The 12,255-nt window shown below is 70.8% G+C and carries 8 protein-coding genes and 1 pseudogene; 6 read left to right on the plus strand and 3 right to left on the minus strand.

Translation table 11 applies throughout. From position 1 onward, the window contains the following. Positions 1-12: 12 nt before the first annotated feature. Together ACIP5W_RS07345 and ACIP5W_RS07350 are read left to right on the plus strand one after the other, a co-directional pair. Entirely contained in the window at positions 13-1,830 is a 1,818-nt protein-coding gene (locus ACIP5W_RS07345; protein ID WP_401468072.1) for a DUF262 domain-containing protein, read from the plus strand. Next, on the plus strand, positions 1,827-2,870 hold the full coding sequence (locus ACIP5W_RS07350) for a CBS domain-containing protein (RefSeq protein ID WP_401468075.1): 1,044 nt from the start codon (positions 1,827-1,829) through the stop codon (positions 2,868-2,870). The genes ACIP5W_RS07345 and ACIP5W_RS07350 overlap by 4 nt, the downstream gene beginning before the upstream one ends. A 27-nt stretch (positions 2,871-2,897) precedes the next feature. On the opposite strand, the gene ACIP5W_RS07355 is transcribed toward ACIP5W_RS07350, so the two are convergent. Next, a complete protein-coding gene (locus ACIP5W_RS07355; RefSeq protein ID WP_401468078.1) occupies positions 2,898-3,350 on the minus strand; it encodes an ATP-binding protein in 453 nt (150 codons plus the stop codon). Positions 3,351-3,526: 176 nt separating this feature from the next. Here ACIP5W_RS07355 and ACIP5W_RS07360 point away from each other — a divergent pair. Beyond that, a pseudogene (locus tag ACIP5W_RS07360) lies at positions 3,527-4,384 on the plus strand (helix-turn-helix domain-containing protein). Next, positions 4,381-4,587: a DUF397 domain-containing protein gene (locus ACIP5W_RS07365; RefSeq protein ID WP_401468081.1), complete on the plus strand. Its 207-nt coding sequence runs from the start codon at positions 4,381-4,383 to the stop codon at positions 4,585-4,587. Before ACIP5W_RS07360 ends, ACIP5W_RS07365 begins: the two are co-directional and overlap by 4 nt. Before the next feature lie 19 nt (positions 4,588-4,606). Here ACIP5W_RS07365 and pglZ read toward each other — a convergent pair whose 3' ends face one another. Both pglZ and ACIP5W_RS07375 read right to left on the minus strand, forming a co-directional pair. Continuing rightward, positions 4,607-7,540, minus strand: a complete 2,934-nt coding sequence (gene pglZ, locus ACIP5W_RS07370) for a BREX-2 system phosphatase PglZ (protein WP_401468084.1) — start codon at positions 7,538-7,540, stop codon at positions 4,607-4,609. Further along, positions 7,537-11,433, minus strand: a complete 3,897-nt coding sequence (locus tag ACIP5W_RS07375) for a phage resistance protein (RefSeq protein ID WP_401468087.1) — start codon at positions 11,431-11,433, stop codon at positions 7,537-7,539. The genes pglZ and ACIP5W_RS07375 overlap by 4 nt, the downstream gene beginning before the upstream one ends. A 97-nt stretch (positions 11,434-11,530) precedes the next feature. On the opposite strand from ACIP5W_RS07375, the gene ACIP5W_RS07380 reads away from it, so the two are divergent. Then, the gene (locus ACIP5W_RS07380) at positions 11,531-11,848 is read left to right on the plus strand and encodes a hypothetical protein (RefSeq protein ID WP_401468090.1); all 318 of its coding nucleotides are present in this window, start codon (positions 11,531-11,533) and stop codon (positions 11,846-11,848) included. Next, entirely contained in the window at positions 11,845-12,243 is a 399-nt protein-coding gene (locus ACIP5W_RS07385) for a hypothetical protein (protein WP_401468093.1), read from the plus strand. Before ACIP5W_RS07380 ends, ACIP5W_RS07385 begins: the two co-directional genes overlap by 4 nt. Positions 12,244-12,255: the final 12 nt, after the last annotated feature.

Here is a 12,255-nt window from a genome sequence, read left to right on the forward strand (position 1 = left end):
GAAGAGAGAAACATGGCGGCACTGGACAATCTGAAGCTCAGGGACGTACTCGCGGACGTCGCCTCGGGGGCGTTACAACTGCCCGACTTCCAGCGGAACTGGAAGTGGGACGACGACCGGATCAGGGCGATCATCGCGACGGTGACGCTGGACTACCCGCTCGGTGTGGTGATGACGCTGCAGACCGGCGGTGCCACCCGCTTCCGTTCCCGTACGCTCACCGGGGCCCGCCCCGAGGGCGATCCGAAGGCGGACCTCCTGCTGCTGGACGGGCAGCAGCGCCTCACTTCGCTCTTCCAGTCGCTGTGGCTGGACGCCCCGGTGGAGACGTCGGACTCCCGCGGCAAGCCCATCGAGCGCTGGTACTACGTCGACATCGAGAAGGCCGTCGGGCCGTCCGCCGACCGCGACGAGGCGATCCTGTCCGTCCCGGCGGACAAGGTGCTGCGCACCGACTTCAACCGCACGGTGGTCCTGGACCTGAGGACCGAGGAGGCCGAGTGCGCGGCGGGTCTCTTCCCGCTGCACCTCGTCTTCGACGCCCAGCGAGTCAACCAGTGGAAGAAGGGCTACATCAAGGCGGACGAGGAGCGGAACTGGGACCGCTGGGGCCAGTTCGACGACCTGGTCCTCCAGCAGGTCCGCGCCTTCCAGGTCCCGATGATCCGGCTGGCCGCCTCCACCTCCATGGACGCCGTCTGCGCGGTGTTCGAGCGCGTCAACACCGGCGGCGTGCCCCTGAACGTCTTCGAACTGCTCACCGCCACCTACGCCGGCGACCCGGAGTACGTGGAACGCACCGGCGACTACTACCAGCTTCCCGAGGTGTGGCGGGAGATCAAGCAGGCGCTGGCGTCGAAGTACCCGGTCTTCGGCCGACTGGAGAGCGGCCTGGAGAACGGCCTGAGCAGCATCGACTTCCTGCAGGCCATCGCCCTGGTACGCACCTGGGAGCGCAAGGAGGCGGGTGTCGGGGCCGCGGTGTCCTGCAAGCGGCGCGACCTGCTGGACCTCCCGCTGGCCGACTTCGTCCGCCTGGCGCCCGAACTGGCCGAGGCGTTCGCCTGGGTGGGCGATTTCCTGGAACGCCAGTGCATCGTCCGGCCCAACGACCTTCCGTACAAGACGCAGCTCGTCCCGCTCGCGGCCGTCCGCGCGATCCTCGGCGACGAGACGGAGGGCCTGGGCCCGGAGGAGAAGATCGAGCAGTGGTACTGGTGCGGGGTGCTGGGTGAGATGTACGGCGGCTCGACCGAGACGCGCTTCACCCGGGACGTCGAACAGCTCGTCGGCTGGATCCGGCAGGAGGACCACACACCCGACACGGTCGCGGACGCCTTCTTCTTCACCGAACGGCTCGATACCCTCACCACCCGCAACAGCGCCGCCTACAAGGGGATCTACGCCCTGCTGATCAAGCAGGGCGCGGTCGACTGGCACTACACGGACGCCCCGCTCAGCCCGGGCCGGCTCGACGAGTACAGCGTGGACGTCCGGCAGATCTTCCCCAAGGCGTGGTTCCGCCGGGGCAACAGCCAGGGTCTGCCGACGAGCTCGATCGTGAACAAGACCCCGCTGTCCTACCGTGCCACGATGGACATGATGGGGGCGCCGTCGTCCTACCTCTCCACCCTGATCGCCGCCTCCGACATGCGCCCCGAGTGGTTCGACGACGTGGTGGCCACCCACCTGATCGATCCGGAGACGCTGCGCGAGAGCGACTACAAGCGTTTCTACACCGACCGCTCCCGGCAGTTGCAGGACCTGGTGCAGTCCGCCATGGGCAAGCGCACCATGCTCCGTGACCTGTCGGAGGGCGACGTCCGATGACCACCAGGCCGAGCGAGAAGGACCTCGCAGCGCTCAAGGGCAGCACCGTGCCCGTGCAGGAGATCCTCGACCTGTTCCAGGTACGGGTCCGCGACCACCGCACGGTGCACCTGATCTCGCAGGCGCTGGCGGACTCGGGACTGACGACGCTGCCGGACTTCGCGGTCTGCGGACTGCGCAGCAGTGTCGACGTGGTCCCCATCGCCTCCATCCCCGCACAGGCGGGCCCTGTCGAGAGCGACGCCGGGGAGGAGGCGGACGAGGCCCTCCCCTCGCTTCCCCAGCGGCTGCTGCTCGGTGACATCCCGTCGGCCAGGCGGGGCGTGCGCGGCGTCACCCTCGGCAACTCCCTGGCACACGCCACCTTCCTGATGCGTACCGAGAGTTTCTCCCAGGTGCCGGTGACCACCGGCATGGCGCAGATCCACGGCGTGGTCACCTGGGGTTCGGTGGCCAGGATGTACGAGGCGGGCAAGGCCGCCACGCTGGAGAACGCCATGGAGAAGGACTCCCTGCCGGTCGCGGACGCGCGCCAGGAGCTCTTCGCGGCCCTCCCGGTGGTCAAGGAGCACGGCTACCTGCTCGTGCGCGGCGACGACGGATGCCTGTCGGGCATCGTCACCGCCGCGGACGTCACGGAGCGCTTCGAGGGGGCGGCGCGGCCCTTCTTCATCGTCGGGGAGATCGAGTCCCTGCTGCGTCGCTGTCTGGGCGCGGCCCTGGACGAGGAGTCCGTGAAAGCGGTCCAGACGAACAAGAAGCCCGAACAGCGCACCGGCCAGGTGTCGGACCTGATGTTCGGCGACTACCTGAGGCTCCTGGACGGCGACCAGACGAAGCAGTCGCTCGCCGACCGCGCCGATCTCAACTGGGAGGCCCTGAAATGGCCGAACATGCCCCGGGAGCAGTTCATCGGCCGTCTGAAGCGGGTGAAGGACATCCGTAACCGGATCGCCCACTTCGACGAGAAGCCGCTCCCGGCGAAGACGGTCGAGGAGTTGACCGCGTTCGCCGGGCTGCTGCGGGCGTTCGTCTCCTGATCGCGCGGTGCCCGCCGGACCGTCCGGTCACGAGGGATGCGTGATCTCCGCCCACACGGTCTTCGTGTGGGCGTCTCGCATGTGGCAGCCCCATGTGTCGGCGTACGCGGCGACGAGGAGCAGGCCCCGGCCCGTCTCCGCCTCCAACGCGTCGGGGCCGGTGGGCCTGACCGCCGTCTTCGGGAAGCGTTCCGGGCGGGTGTCCGCGACCTCGATACGGACTCCGTCCGGGTGTCGTGCCAGCGACAGCAGGAAGTCCCGGCCGGGCAGCCGGCCATGTGTGATCGCGTTCGCCGCCAGTTCCGCCGTGACGGCCACGGCGGCGTGCGAGGCCTCCGAGTCGTACGGGATCCCCCAGGCGGCGAGCCGCTCGGCGGTGAGGCGGCGGGCGAGTCGGGCACCGCGTCTGGTGCTGCTCAGGCGGACGGTGAACTGTTCGGTACGGGCGGAGGGTTCGGGGGCGGTGTCGGCCAGTCTCATGCGGTGACCGTCTCGTCACGGTAGGTGCCTCTGCCAGGTCGGAGGGTGGTAGTTGATCACGGGTACGGCTCCGGTACGGGTTTGTACGGCCGTTGTACGGGTCCACCCCGCGCATCGGTTGAACCGAGCCGTCGTTGAGCAGGTCGCACCAGGACTGTGGCAGATCAGGGGGCGACATGGGCAGGGCAGCGGAGCGCACGTGCCGGACCACGGGCGGACGCAAGCCGGAGAAGGAACGGCCGGCCGTGTGGAGCGTCTACGGCAAGCTGCTGCGCCTGTTCCGCGAACGGGCGGGGCTGACGCAGCAGGGGCTCGCGGACGCGATCGGGTACTCGGTGGAGCAGGTGGCTTCGGTGGAGCAGGGGCGGCGGCCTGCGAAGGTCTCCTTCACCGAGGCTGCGGAACGGGTGTTGGAAGCGGGTGGCGCTCTCCGAGTTCTCCAGGAGGACGTGGACCGGGCAAAGCTCCCCCTGTTCTTCTAGGACTTCGCGTTGCTGGAGTCCGAGGCGGTCAGCCGCTTCTCCTACGATCCCCTGCTGATTCCCGGCTTGCTTCAGACCCAGCAGTATGCGGAAGCCCTGCTTGAAGCACATTTCCCGCCGCTGGACGAAGAGACCATCGAGCAGCGAGTAGCAGCCCGGTTGTCCCGACAGGCGCTGCTGACGCGGAAGAACCCTCCCATCGTCTTCGTGTTCGTCGTGGAAGAAGCTGCGGTACGACGCATGGTGCGCAGCGTCGACGTGATGCGCGGACAGTTGGAGCACCTGTTGCAGTGCTCGGCCATGCGCAACGTCGAACTGCAGATCATGCCCACCGCTCGGGGCGCCCACAGCGGGTTGAACGGCGGGATGGTCCTGCTGGAGTCCGCCGACCGCAAGCAGTACGTCTATGTCGAGACACAGGACATTGTCAGCGTCAGGTCGGACCGCCACGAGGTGAGCGAGTTCTGGATGCGATATGGAATGCTGCGGACGCAGGCCCTCAGCACCGAGGAGTCCTCACGCCTTATCGAGCGCATGGTAGGGGAGCTATGAGCACTGATCCGCACACCAACCAGTTCGGTGAACTCGCTTGGTTCAAGAGCAGCTACAGCGGAACGAGTGGCGGCGACTGCGTAGAGGTCGCCGCCACCCCCGCCGCCGTCCACGTCCGGGACTCCAAGAAGCCCCAGGCTGCGTCACTCACCTTCTCCACGGAGCAGTGGGCCGCGTTCGCCGCCTACGCCGGGCAGGCGTAGGCGGCGAACCGCCTCACCTCTACCCCAGCTCGAACTGGTCCCTCAGCAGGGCCGTGTGCAGCCGGAGCGTGCGGCCGTCGGGGAGGGTCTCCAGGACCTGGACCCCGTCGTAGTTGAGGAGCTGCCGCAGGACGGCCGCGAAGCCGTCGCCCCGTGTCGGCGGCAGGCCGACGCGCTGGGCGAGGGCCGTGACCGGGAGGGTGCCCGCGTCGACGAGGGTCGCGAGCGCCTTCCTGATCTGCTCCTGCGGCGGCTTGCGCGCCAGGAGTCCGAGCTGGGCCAGGTAGGTCTCCGAGGCGAGGAGGCCGTTGACCAAGGTCTCGTCCGGGGAGACCAGGGTGGGGGTGACGAGCGTGTCGTCGCCGCCCGCGGTGACGGCCACGTCGAAGAGGGCGTCGTGGGTCTTGGCGAGTTCGGCTTGTTCCTTCTTCGGCTTGGCAGCCGTCCTCTTCGCCGGGACAGCGGCCGGGGCCACCACCGGACGGGCAGCGACGGGGTCGGCGGTCCGCGTGCCGGTGGACCACCAGTCCGGCCGCTGCTCCCCCAACTCGCGCCATCCCTGGGGTGGTTCCGCGCCGAAGGGCAGGAACGCGAGCACCGGGATGGTGAACTCGGCGAGTGACGCGCCGCCGTGGTAGCCGGCCTTGAGCGAGGTGTAGCGGGAGTCTGCGTCCCACAGGGCGACGATGGTGGCGCCGGGCTCGGGCCAGACGACCCGGGGACCGGACAGCGTGATCTCCTGCTCGGCGAGCGGGCCGCCGCCGGGCAGGCGGTGCCGGGCGGACGGCGGTTCCGCCGCCTCCACCCTCACCCCGTGCCGGTCGACGACGTGCCCGTGGTCGCTGGTGAGGACGACCGCCATGCCCTCGAAGGCGGCCGCCCGCAACAGGTCGCGCAACCCGGCGACATGGTCGACGTGCCAGGCGCCGTCGCCGAGCTTCTGCTCCTTGGCGAGGCGGTCGTCGATGGTGTTGAGGACGACCGCGACGTGCGTCCTGCCGTCCGTGAGCGCTTCCGTGAGGGCGGGACCGAAGGTGTCCCCGGCCTGCTCGGCCCGCAGGTCGTCCTTGTGGAAGACGGCGGCCGGAGCACCGCCCCACAGCTTGTGCGCGGGGAACAGCCGCTTCTCGTCGGCCTGGGTGCCCTTCGTCAGCCGTCCCGCGAACAGGGAGGTGCGGGAGACGGCGGTCAGGGTGGGCAGTGCGGCGGCCATGGCGCGACGCTGCGGCCCGCCGTGGGGCAGCGGGTCGAACTCGGCCCAGGTGCGGCGCAGTTCCTCACCGAGTTCGTTGCCGATGGCGGCGCTCATGCCGTCCAGGACGAGGAGCAGCACGCGCCGTCCCTCACCGTGGGTGACGACGGGCTTCACGACCTGGTCGAGGAAGGTCTCCACGGTCAGCATCGAGCCGGGCTGGGTGCCGGATTCGGTCCAGACGGCGAGTGCGCGGGCGAAGGAGGCGTCGATCGCGCGGCGCCGTTCACGGACCCGCCTACCGAGGGCGTCGTACGCGGCCTTCAGCACCGGGTCGGGGTCGCCGCCAGCCTCGATGTGTTCGAGGGCCAGGTCGACCCAGCCGGTCTCGGCGACGTGCCGCTCTATGGCGGCGGCCACGGTGGGTGACTCGGCGGGCGGTTCGGCGGCCAGCCAGCGGGCGAGCCGCTGTCCCATCCGGGCCCGTTCGATGCGGGCGGACTCCTCCGGGTCACCGGCGAGTTCGTGCTCGGCCAGGTGCCGTACGGCGTCCGCGACCGCGCCTGTGTCCGTGCCTGCGGCAGCGGCGAGGGCGTGCCCCACGGCAGTGAACCGGAACTCCAGGCCGCCCTTCATCACCGGGCTGGACTCGACGGCCCTCTCGGCGCCGAACTGCCGGGCCAGGGCCGCCGCCCGGTCGAGGACGATGCCGGCCAGGCGGCGGGCCTCGCGCGCCCGGTCCGGGTCCGTCGTGCCGGCGGGCCGGTGACCGGTGGCGAGCAGGGCGACGACGTACTTCTCCGCGGCCCGGCCGAAGACGGACACCAGGGTGTCGAGCCGGTCGCCGGTGGCCGGGGGCTGCTCGCCGAAGTAGCGTTCGGCCCGACCGCGGGCCTGGTACGTCTCGGGGGCGGGCTCGGCGTGCTCCCACAGGGCCGCGCACACCAGACCGAAGGCGACCGCGTCGGCCCCGCGTTCGGCGTCGACGAGGGCGAGCAGGGCGCGCCCGGCGAGTCCGGCCTGGTCGTCCTCACCGAGGAAGGCGGCAAGTCCGGTCCGTTCGGGGCCGCGCAGCCCGAGGAGCCGCTCGGGGCCGCCCGCGCGCGTGGACCAGTCCAGCAGGGCCTGCGCGTCGAGCCGTTCGTCACCGGGCCGCTGCGCGGGGGCGACGGCGGTGTCGGTGTCGTAGCGGCCGAGGCGCAGGCGGCGCTGGGCGAGGGCGGTGAGGGCGTACTGCCGGGAGAGCCAGCCGCCGGAGACGGCGGGCCAGCCGCCGGGCGGGGTGGCGTCGAGCAGGGCCTCGGCGGCCCAGTTGGCGTCCTTCAGGCGCGGGTCGATCTGCCGGGCGCCGAAGGCCTCCCGCACCACGTCCCAGCTGTCGACGGTGTCGATGGCCTTCTTGTGGACGCGGGCGAGGATCGCGGGGTCGAGTTCGTGCTGTTCGCGGTCGGTGAGGACGACGAGGACGGCGGGGCCGGGGTTACGGCCCGCGAGGTGGTCGAGGACCAGCTCGTGGACGGCGAGCGGGGACAGCGCCGCTGCAACGCGCGCGGTGCGGCCCTCGGCCCAGGCGGGCTCGGCGGGGCCGTCCCACCGGGGCGCGGAGCGCAGCAGGACGGCCCGGCGCCGGTTCTCGCCCCCCGGCCGGAGGGAGGCGGCGAGCTGCGGCTGGGAGGAGAGGTACTGGGTGACGGTCGCGGTGTTCAGCCGGACCGCGCCCGGTACGGCGGCGGGGTCGGAGGCGGGAGCGGTGGTGGTCATCGGTCGACGACCCGCCAGGTGATCTCGATGGTGGCTCCCGGGTTCTTCTTCGCCAGTTCGGACAGTTCCGATTCCAGGGCCTTGGTCGCCTGTCCGACGGTGGTGGTGCGGTGGCCGCTGGACCGCCCTGCCCCGCCGCTGCCCTGGGTGGTGCCGGTCTGCTGGGTGAAGGGGATGCGCGGGTCGCTCGTCGGCGTGTTCAGGGACAGGTCGTCGGCCGTGTCGGCCGGGGCGGTGGCCGTCGCGGGGGCGACGGGGGCGGGCGGCGGGGTGGCCGCCGCCTGGTTGCGCTTGATCAGGGCCAGGATCTCCCGCTCGGTGCGCTTCAGCGCCTCGCGCAGGTCGGCGGTGCGCTGGTCGCGGCGGGCCACGTTGCGCAGCGAGTCCAGCAGGGCCGCACCCTCCGCGCCGAGCCCGGTGGCGAGTTCCAGGGTGTGCCAGGACGCCTCGGTCACGGCGCGGGCGACACTGCCGGCCTGCTTGACGGAGGTGCCGTACCGGTCGGCGCTGACCTCGCCCAGGTCGAAGGCGGCGAGGGCCTCCACGGTCTTCTTGGCCCCGGCTCCGCCCTGCGCACCGCCGCCGGTGAGCGTCTCCAGGAACTGGAGGGAGCGCCGGGCGAGGGCGAGGCGGCCGGTGTCGTCGGTCTCGTCGAGGCCGAGGAAGGCGGCGTGCTCCTCCAGCCGCCGGACGAGTTCGGCGGCGTCCTCCTTGAGGGAGCGGGCGGACTCGACGATCTGGCGGGCGAACTGGTTGACCATGCGCCCGCGGCGCAGGGTGGGCGCCTTCTGCCCGAAGACCGTCTCGTAGCGCTGCCGTGCGGTGGTCCAGTCGTCCTCGCTCGGCAGGGGCTGGCTGCGCAGGGCGTCGTGGTCCTTGATCGCGGAGAGTTCCGGCGCGGGGTCCAGGACGGTGCCGCCGCGCACCCACACCCGGTCGTCCATCTCGGCGAACGAGGCGACGACGAGCCGGGTGAGGAAGTCGGGCAGGCCGCGCGGCTCGGGCTGGTCGGTCCAGTCGGTGAGCCTGATCAGCGTGTGGTCGCCGGTGGCGCCCTGCGCGCTGGCGAGCTGCCGGAAGTGGTCGGCCCAGTAGCGGGACAGCTCGAAGTAGGCCTCCTTCTGCTGTCCGAGGCGCAGCGGCCCGGCGACGCGCTGCATCAGCTTGCGGTCGCCCGCCGGGACCTCGACGCGTCCGTCGCGGGCCTCGGCGGCGGCCCGCACGTGGGTGAACACCTTGCGCGCGTCGACGGGCTTGACGGCGGTGCCGGTCGCGTCGGGGTCCAGGTTCGGGTGGGCCGGGTACTGGTGGGCGAGCAGCTTGCCCGCCACGTGCCGGATGCCGTCGTGCAGGGACTGCCCGAAGGACAGGGTGAGGTCGTCCACGTCGGGCAGCGCCACCAGGTGGTCGTCGAAGTCGATCACCACGTCGGCGGCCTGCTTCTGCGCGAGTCCGTACGCCTGCTTGAACGCACCCTTGACCTGCTTGAGCAGGGCGTCCCGCTGGGTCTCCAGGAGGCCCTTGGCGCGGCTGCGGTTGTCGGCGTTGAGGTGGCCGGCGTACTGGGTGTCGAAGCGGTGCTCGTCGGCGAGGGCCTTGTCGATGACGACGAGCCGCCGGAAGTCGGCGAGGCGCTGCGCGGACAGGTGCGCGGGCAGCCAGGCGATGGAGCGGGAACGCTCGCCCTGCTGGCGTTCCCGCAGCCGCTGCATGCGGTTGGCGTCCTCGACGGGCCCCCACTCGCCCTCGTCGAAGGGGAGGTCTATGGCGATCCGCCAGCGGCCGTCCTGCTGCGGCATCAGGTCGTGGTCGGGCAGCTCGTCCTCGTCGGCGACGTTGCCGAAGACGACCTCGGCGGTGCGCGCGGTGCCGCGCCAGGTGAAGTTCAGCTCGTCGGCGAACTGGCCGTGCTCGACCCCGAGTTCCTCCGACAGCAGCCGCCGGGCGAGGGCGACGCGGTTGCCGGGATTGTCGTTGACCTGGGCGTTGGCGATGACGGAGTCGACGTCGACGCCGGACAGTTCCAGCCGGACACCGGGGTTGGTGTCGGTGCCGGTCTCCTTGATCTCGGGGAACCGGGCCGCCCATTCGGCGACCTTGTTCTTGATGATGCCGACCTCGCTGCCCGGGATCGGCGCCATGACCGACCCGTGGTTGAGCGCGCCGAGCCGGCGGATCGTCAGCTCGGACAGGGCGGGCACGCTGGGCGCGAGCGCGGACAGCAGGAGCGTGCACACGAGCCGGTTGTCGCCGACGAACAGGCGGCAGCGGTTGGCCAGTTGCGGATCGGCGGCGAGGGTGTCGGGCCGGTGCAGGTACTGCTCGACGTCGTCCTCGGTGATGTCGTACGAGCTGAGCAGGTATGGCCGGAGCTTCGTCTTGTACAGCTTGTCGGCGGCCTCGAAGACCACCTTGAGGCTGTCGGTGAACGGCTTGTCGCCGCCCTCCGCGATCACCGGGTACAGGTCGCCGACCGGGATGAGCTGGCCGAGCCGGATCTCGTCGCGGTGGTCGGCGAGGAGCTGGCCCATCAGCTTCAGACCGGTGCGGGAGCGCTGCAGCGCGGACGAGATGTGGACGAGGGTGTCCATGAAGGCGGGCGAGAAGGGGTACGTCAGCCGGAACGACTCCGCGTCCGCGCCGGTCGTCCCCTTGTCGGAGCCGAGGAGCGTGTCCCACACCTGGGTGCCGACCCGCTTGGTCTGCTCGAAGGCCGCGTCGACGAGGCGTTCCGCCTCGGCGTTCTTCGGCTTGAGGAGACGGGCGTGGGCGATCTGCGGGAGGTTGCGGTCCTCAAGGGTGATCTTGTCGAAGCGGCCGGAGGCCAGGTTGAGGGTGTCCTGGATGGACGACTCGGCCGCCCCGGACACCTCCTCGCCGACCAGTTCGCGCAGGTCGCGCTGGCGGGCGATGAACGACACGATCGGGATGGCACGGCGGGCGTCGCCGCCCTCCACGAAGTTCGTGATCTTGCTGGCCTCACGGGCGACGAACTTCTGGTCGTGGATGAGGGTGGCGAGCCACAGGATCAGCTCGTCCATGAAGAGGATCAGCCCGTGGTAGCCGAGCGACTTGGCGTGCTCGGCGATGACGGAGAGACCGGCGTCGAGGGAGATGAACCCGTGCTCGTCCTCGGCGGCGTTCTTGGCGAAGCCGGGGAGGAGGTTGGCGCTGGCGTCACTGACCAGCTTGGCCCGCAGCTCGATCGGGGTGGAGGGGTTGCGCAGGTCGAGCGGGACGGCGGCCTCGTGGTTCTCCGCCGCGGCGAGGGCGGCGTCCAGGAGGGCGGGGGTCCAGGCGAAGCCCTCCCCCCACTCGTCCTCCTCGTCATCGGTGACACCGAGCCCGCGGATGACGGCCTCGTCGCCCATGTTGGCGCGCATGGCGCGGATGTCCGCGAAGAGGGAGTCGGTGCGGTAGACCTGCGGGGTCGGCGCCTCGGGGCGCAGCTTCTTGACGTGGCTGACGTAGCCGCCGAGCACGCGCTGTTCGAGGGCCTTGGCGCCGAGCATGTGGTACGGCACGAGCAGGAACTTCTTGCCGTCCGTGCCCAGCCACTCGTGCTTGGTCAGCACCGGGTCGAACTCGGTGCGGGCGCGGGCGGCCGGGTCACCGCTGAGCAGTGCGTACAGCACGGCCATGAAGTGCGACTTACCGGAACCGAAGGAGCCGTGGAGGTACGCGGCCTTGGAGCGGTGTCCGTCGAGGGAGGCCTTGATGAGGTCCAGCGCCTCGTCGAAGTTCTCCAGCAGTCGCTCCGTGACGACGTAGTCCTTGAGCGCGTGTTCGGCGCCCTCGGGCGTCGTCGCCTCGGCGAGGGACAGCACGAAGTCCGAGGTGGAGATGGACTCCTTGATGTCGATGACATCGCGGAGGAGCGGCTGCTGGGCCATGAGGTGTCTCGCTCTCCTTCAGGTGGAGGTTTTCTGCGGCGCACTCGATCGTGTGAAGCCGCGCTGTTCAGGGTGGCTGCCTCCGCGGGGCGTCGGTATGGCAACCAAGAAGTACACCGTGACGCTCCCCGAAGAGCTGGCCGAGGCCATCCGCGCCGAGGTCGGCCCCGGCGGATTCAGCCGCTACGTCACGCACGCCATAGAGCGCCAGCGGGAGCAGGACCGTCTCGGAGAAGCGGTCGAGTGGTGGGAAAAGGAGTACGGCGAGGTCACCGAGGCCGAGCTGGCCGAGGCGGAGGCCGAGCGTCGGGAGATCGAGCGCCGGCACGCCGAGCTGGCCCGGGCCCGCCGGGTGGCCGCCGGTGAGCCGGTCGAGCCGGCGCCCGAGCAGTCCGGGCGGCAGGAAGCGGCGTGAAGAAGGATGCCGTCTACCTCCTGGACTGCGAGGGGCTGTCGCGGTGGGTGCGCGGAGAAAGACGCATGGGTGTCCGGATCAAGGACGCCCACCGGTTCGGTGTCCGTGTGATGACCACATCGATGACCCTGATCGAGGCGTACGACGTGCGAACGTACGTCCCGGCATGGCACTGGGCGCTTTCCCGTGTTCACGTCGAGCCCGTGACCGAGGAGATCGCCAACGAGGCGATCGACCTGCTCAAGGAGGCCGGTCTCCACGGCCACAAGTACGCCATCGACGCGGCCCTGGCCACCGTCGCGCTGCGACAGCCGGGGCCTGTCACCGTCTTCACCTCCGACGAGGACGACCTGCGCAAGCTGTGCGGTGACCGTGTGGTGGTCATGGGCCTGTGACGGCCGCCGCGA

This window comes from Streptomyces sp. NPDC088766 (assembly GCF_044750845.1).
Classification (GTDB): Bacteria; Actinomycetota; Actinomycetes; order Streptomycetales; family Streptomycetaceae; genus Streptomyces.

Bases quoted from the DNA above. Each gene is read 5' to 3' on its own strand.
- ACIP5W_RS07345 (WP_401468072.1), top strand. From the start codon at position 13: ATGGCGGCACTGGACAATCTGAAGCTCAGGGACGTACTCGCGGACGTC.
- ACIP5W_RS07375 (WP_401468087.1), bottom strand. From the start codon at position 11,433: ATGGCCCAGCAGCCGCTCCTCCGCGATGTCATCGACATCAAGGAGTCC.
- ACIP5W_RS07380 (WP_401468090.1), top strand. From the start codon at position 11,531: ATGGCAACCAAGAAGTACACCGTGACGCTCCCCGAAGAGCTGGCCGAG.
- ACIP5W_RS07365 (WP_401468081.1), top strand. From the start codon at position 4,381: ATGAGCACTGATCCGCACACCAACCAGTTCGGTGAACTCGCTTGGTTC.
- ACIP5W_RS07350 (WP_401468075.1), top strand. From the start codon at position 1,827: ATGACCACCAGGCCGAGCGAGAAGGACCTCGCAGCGCTCAAGGGCAGC.
- ACIP5W_RS07355 (WP_401468078.1), bottom strand. From the start codon at position 3,350: ATGAGACTGGCCGACACCGCCCCCGAACCCTCCGCCCGTACCGAACAG.
- pglZ (WP_401468084.1), bottom strand. From the start codon at position 7,540: ATGACCACCACCGCTCCCGCCTCCGACCCCGCCGCCGTACCGGGCGCG.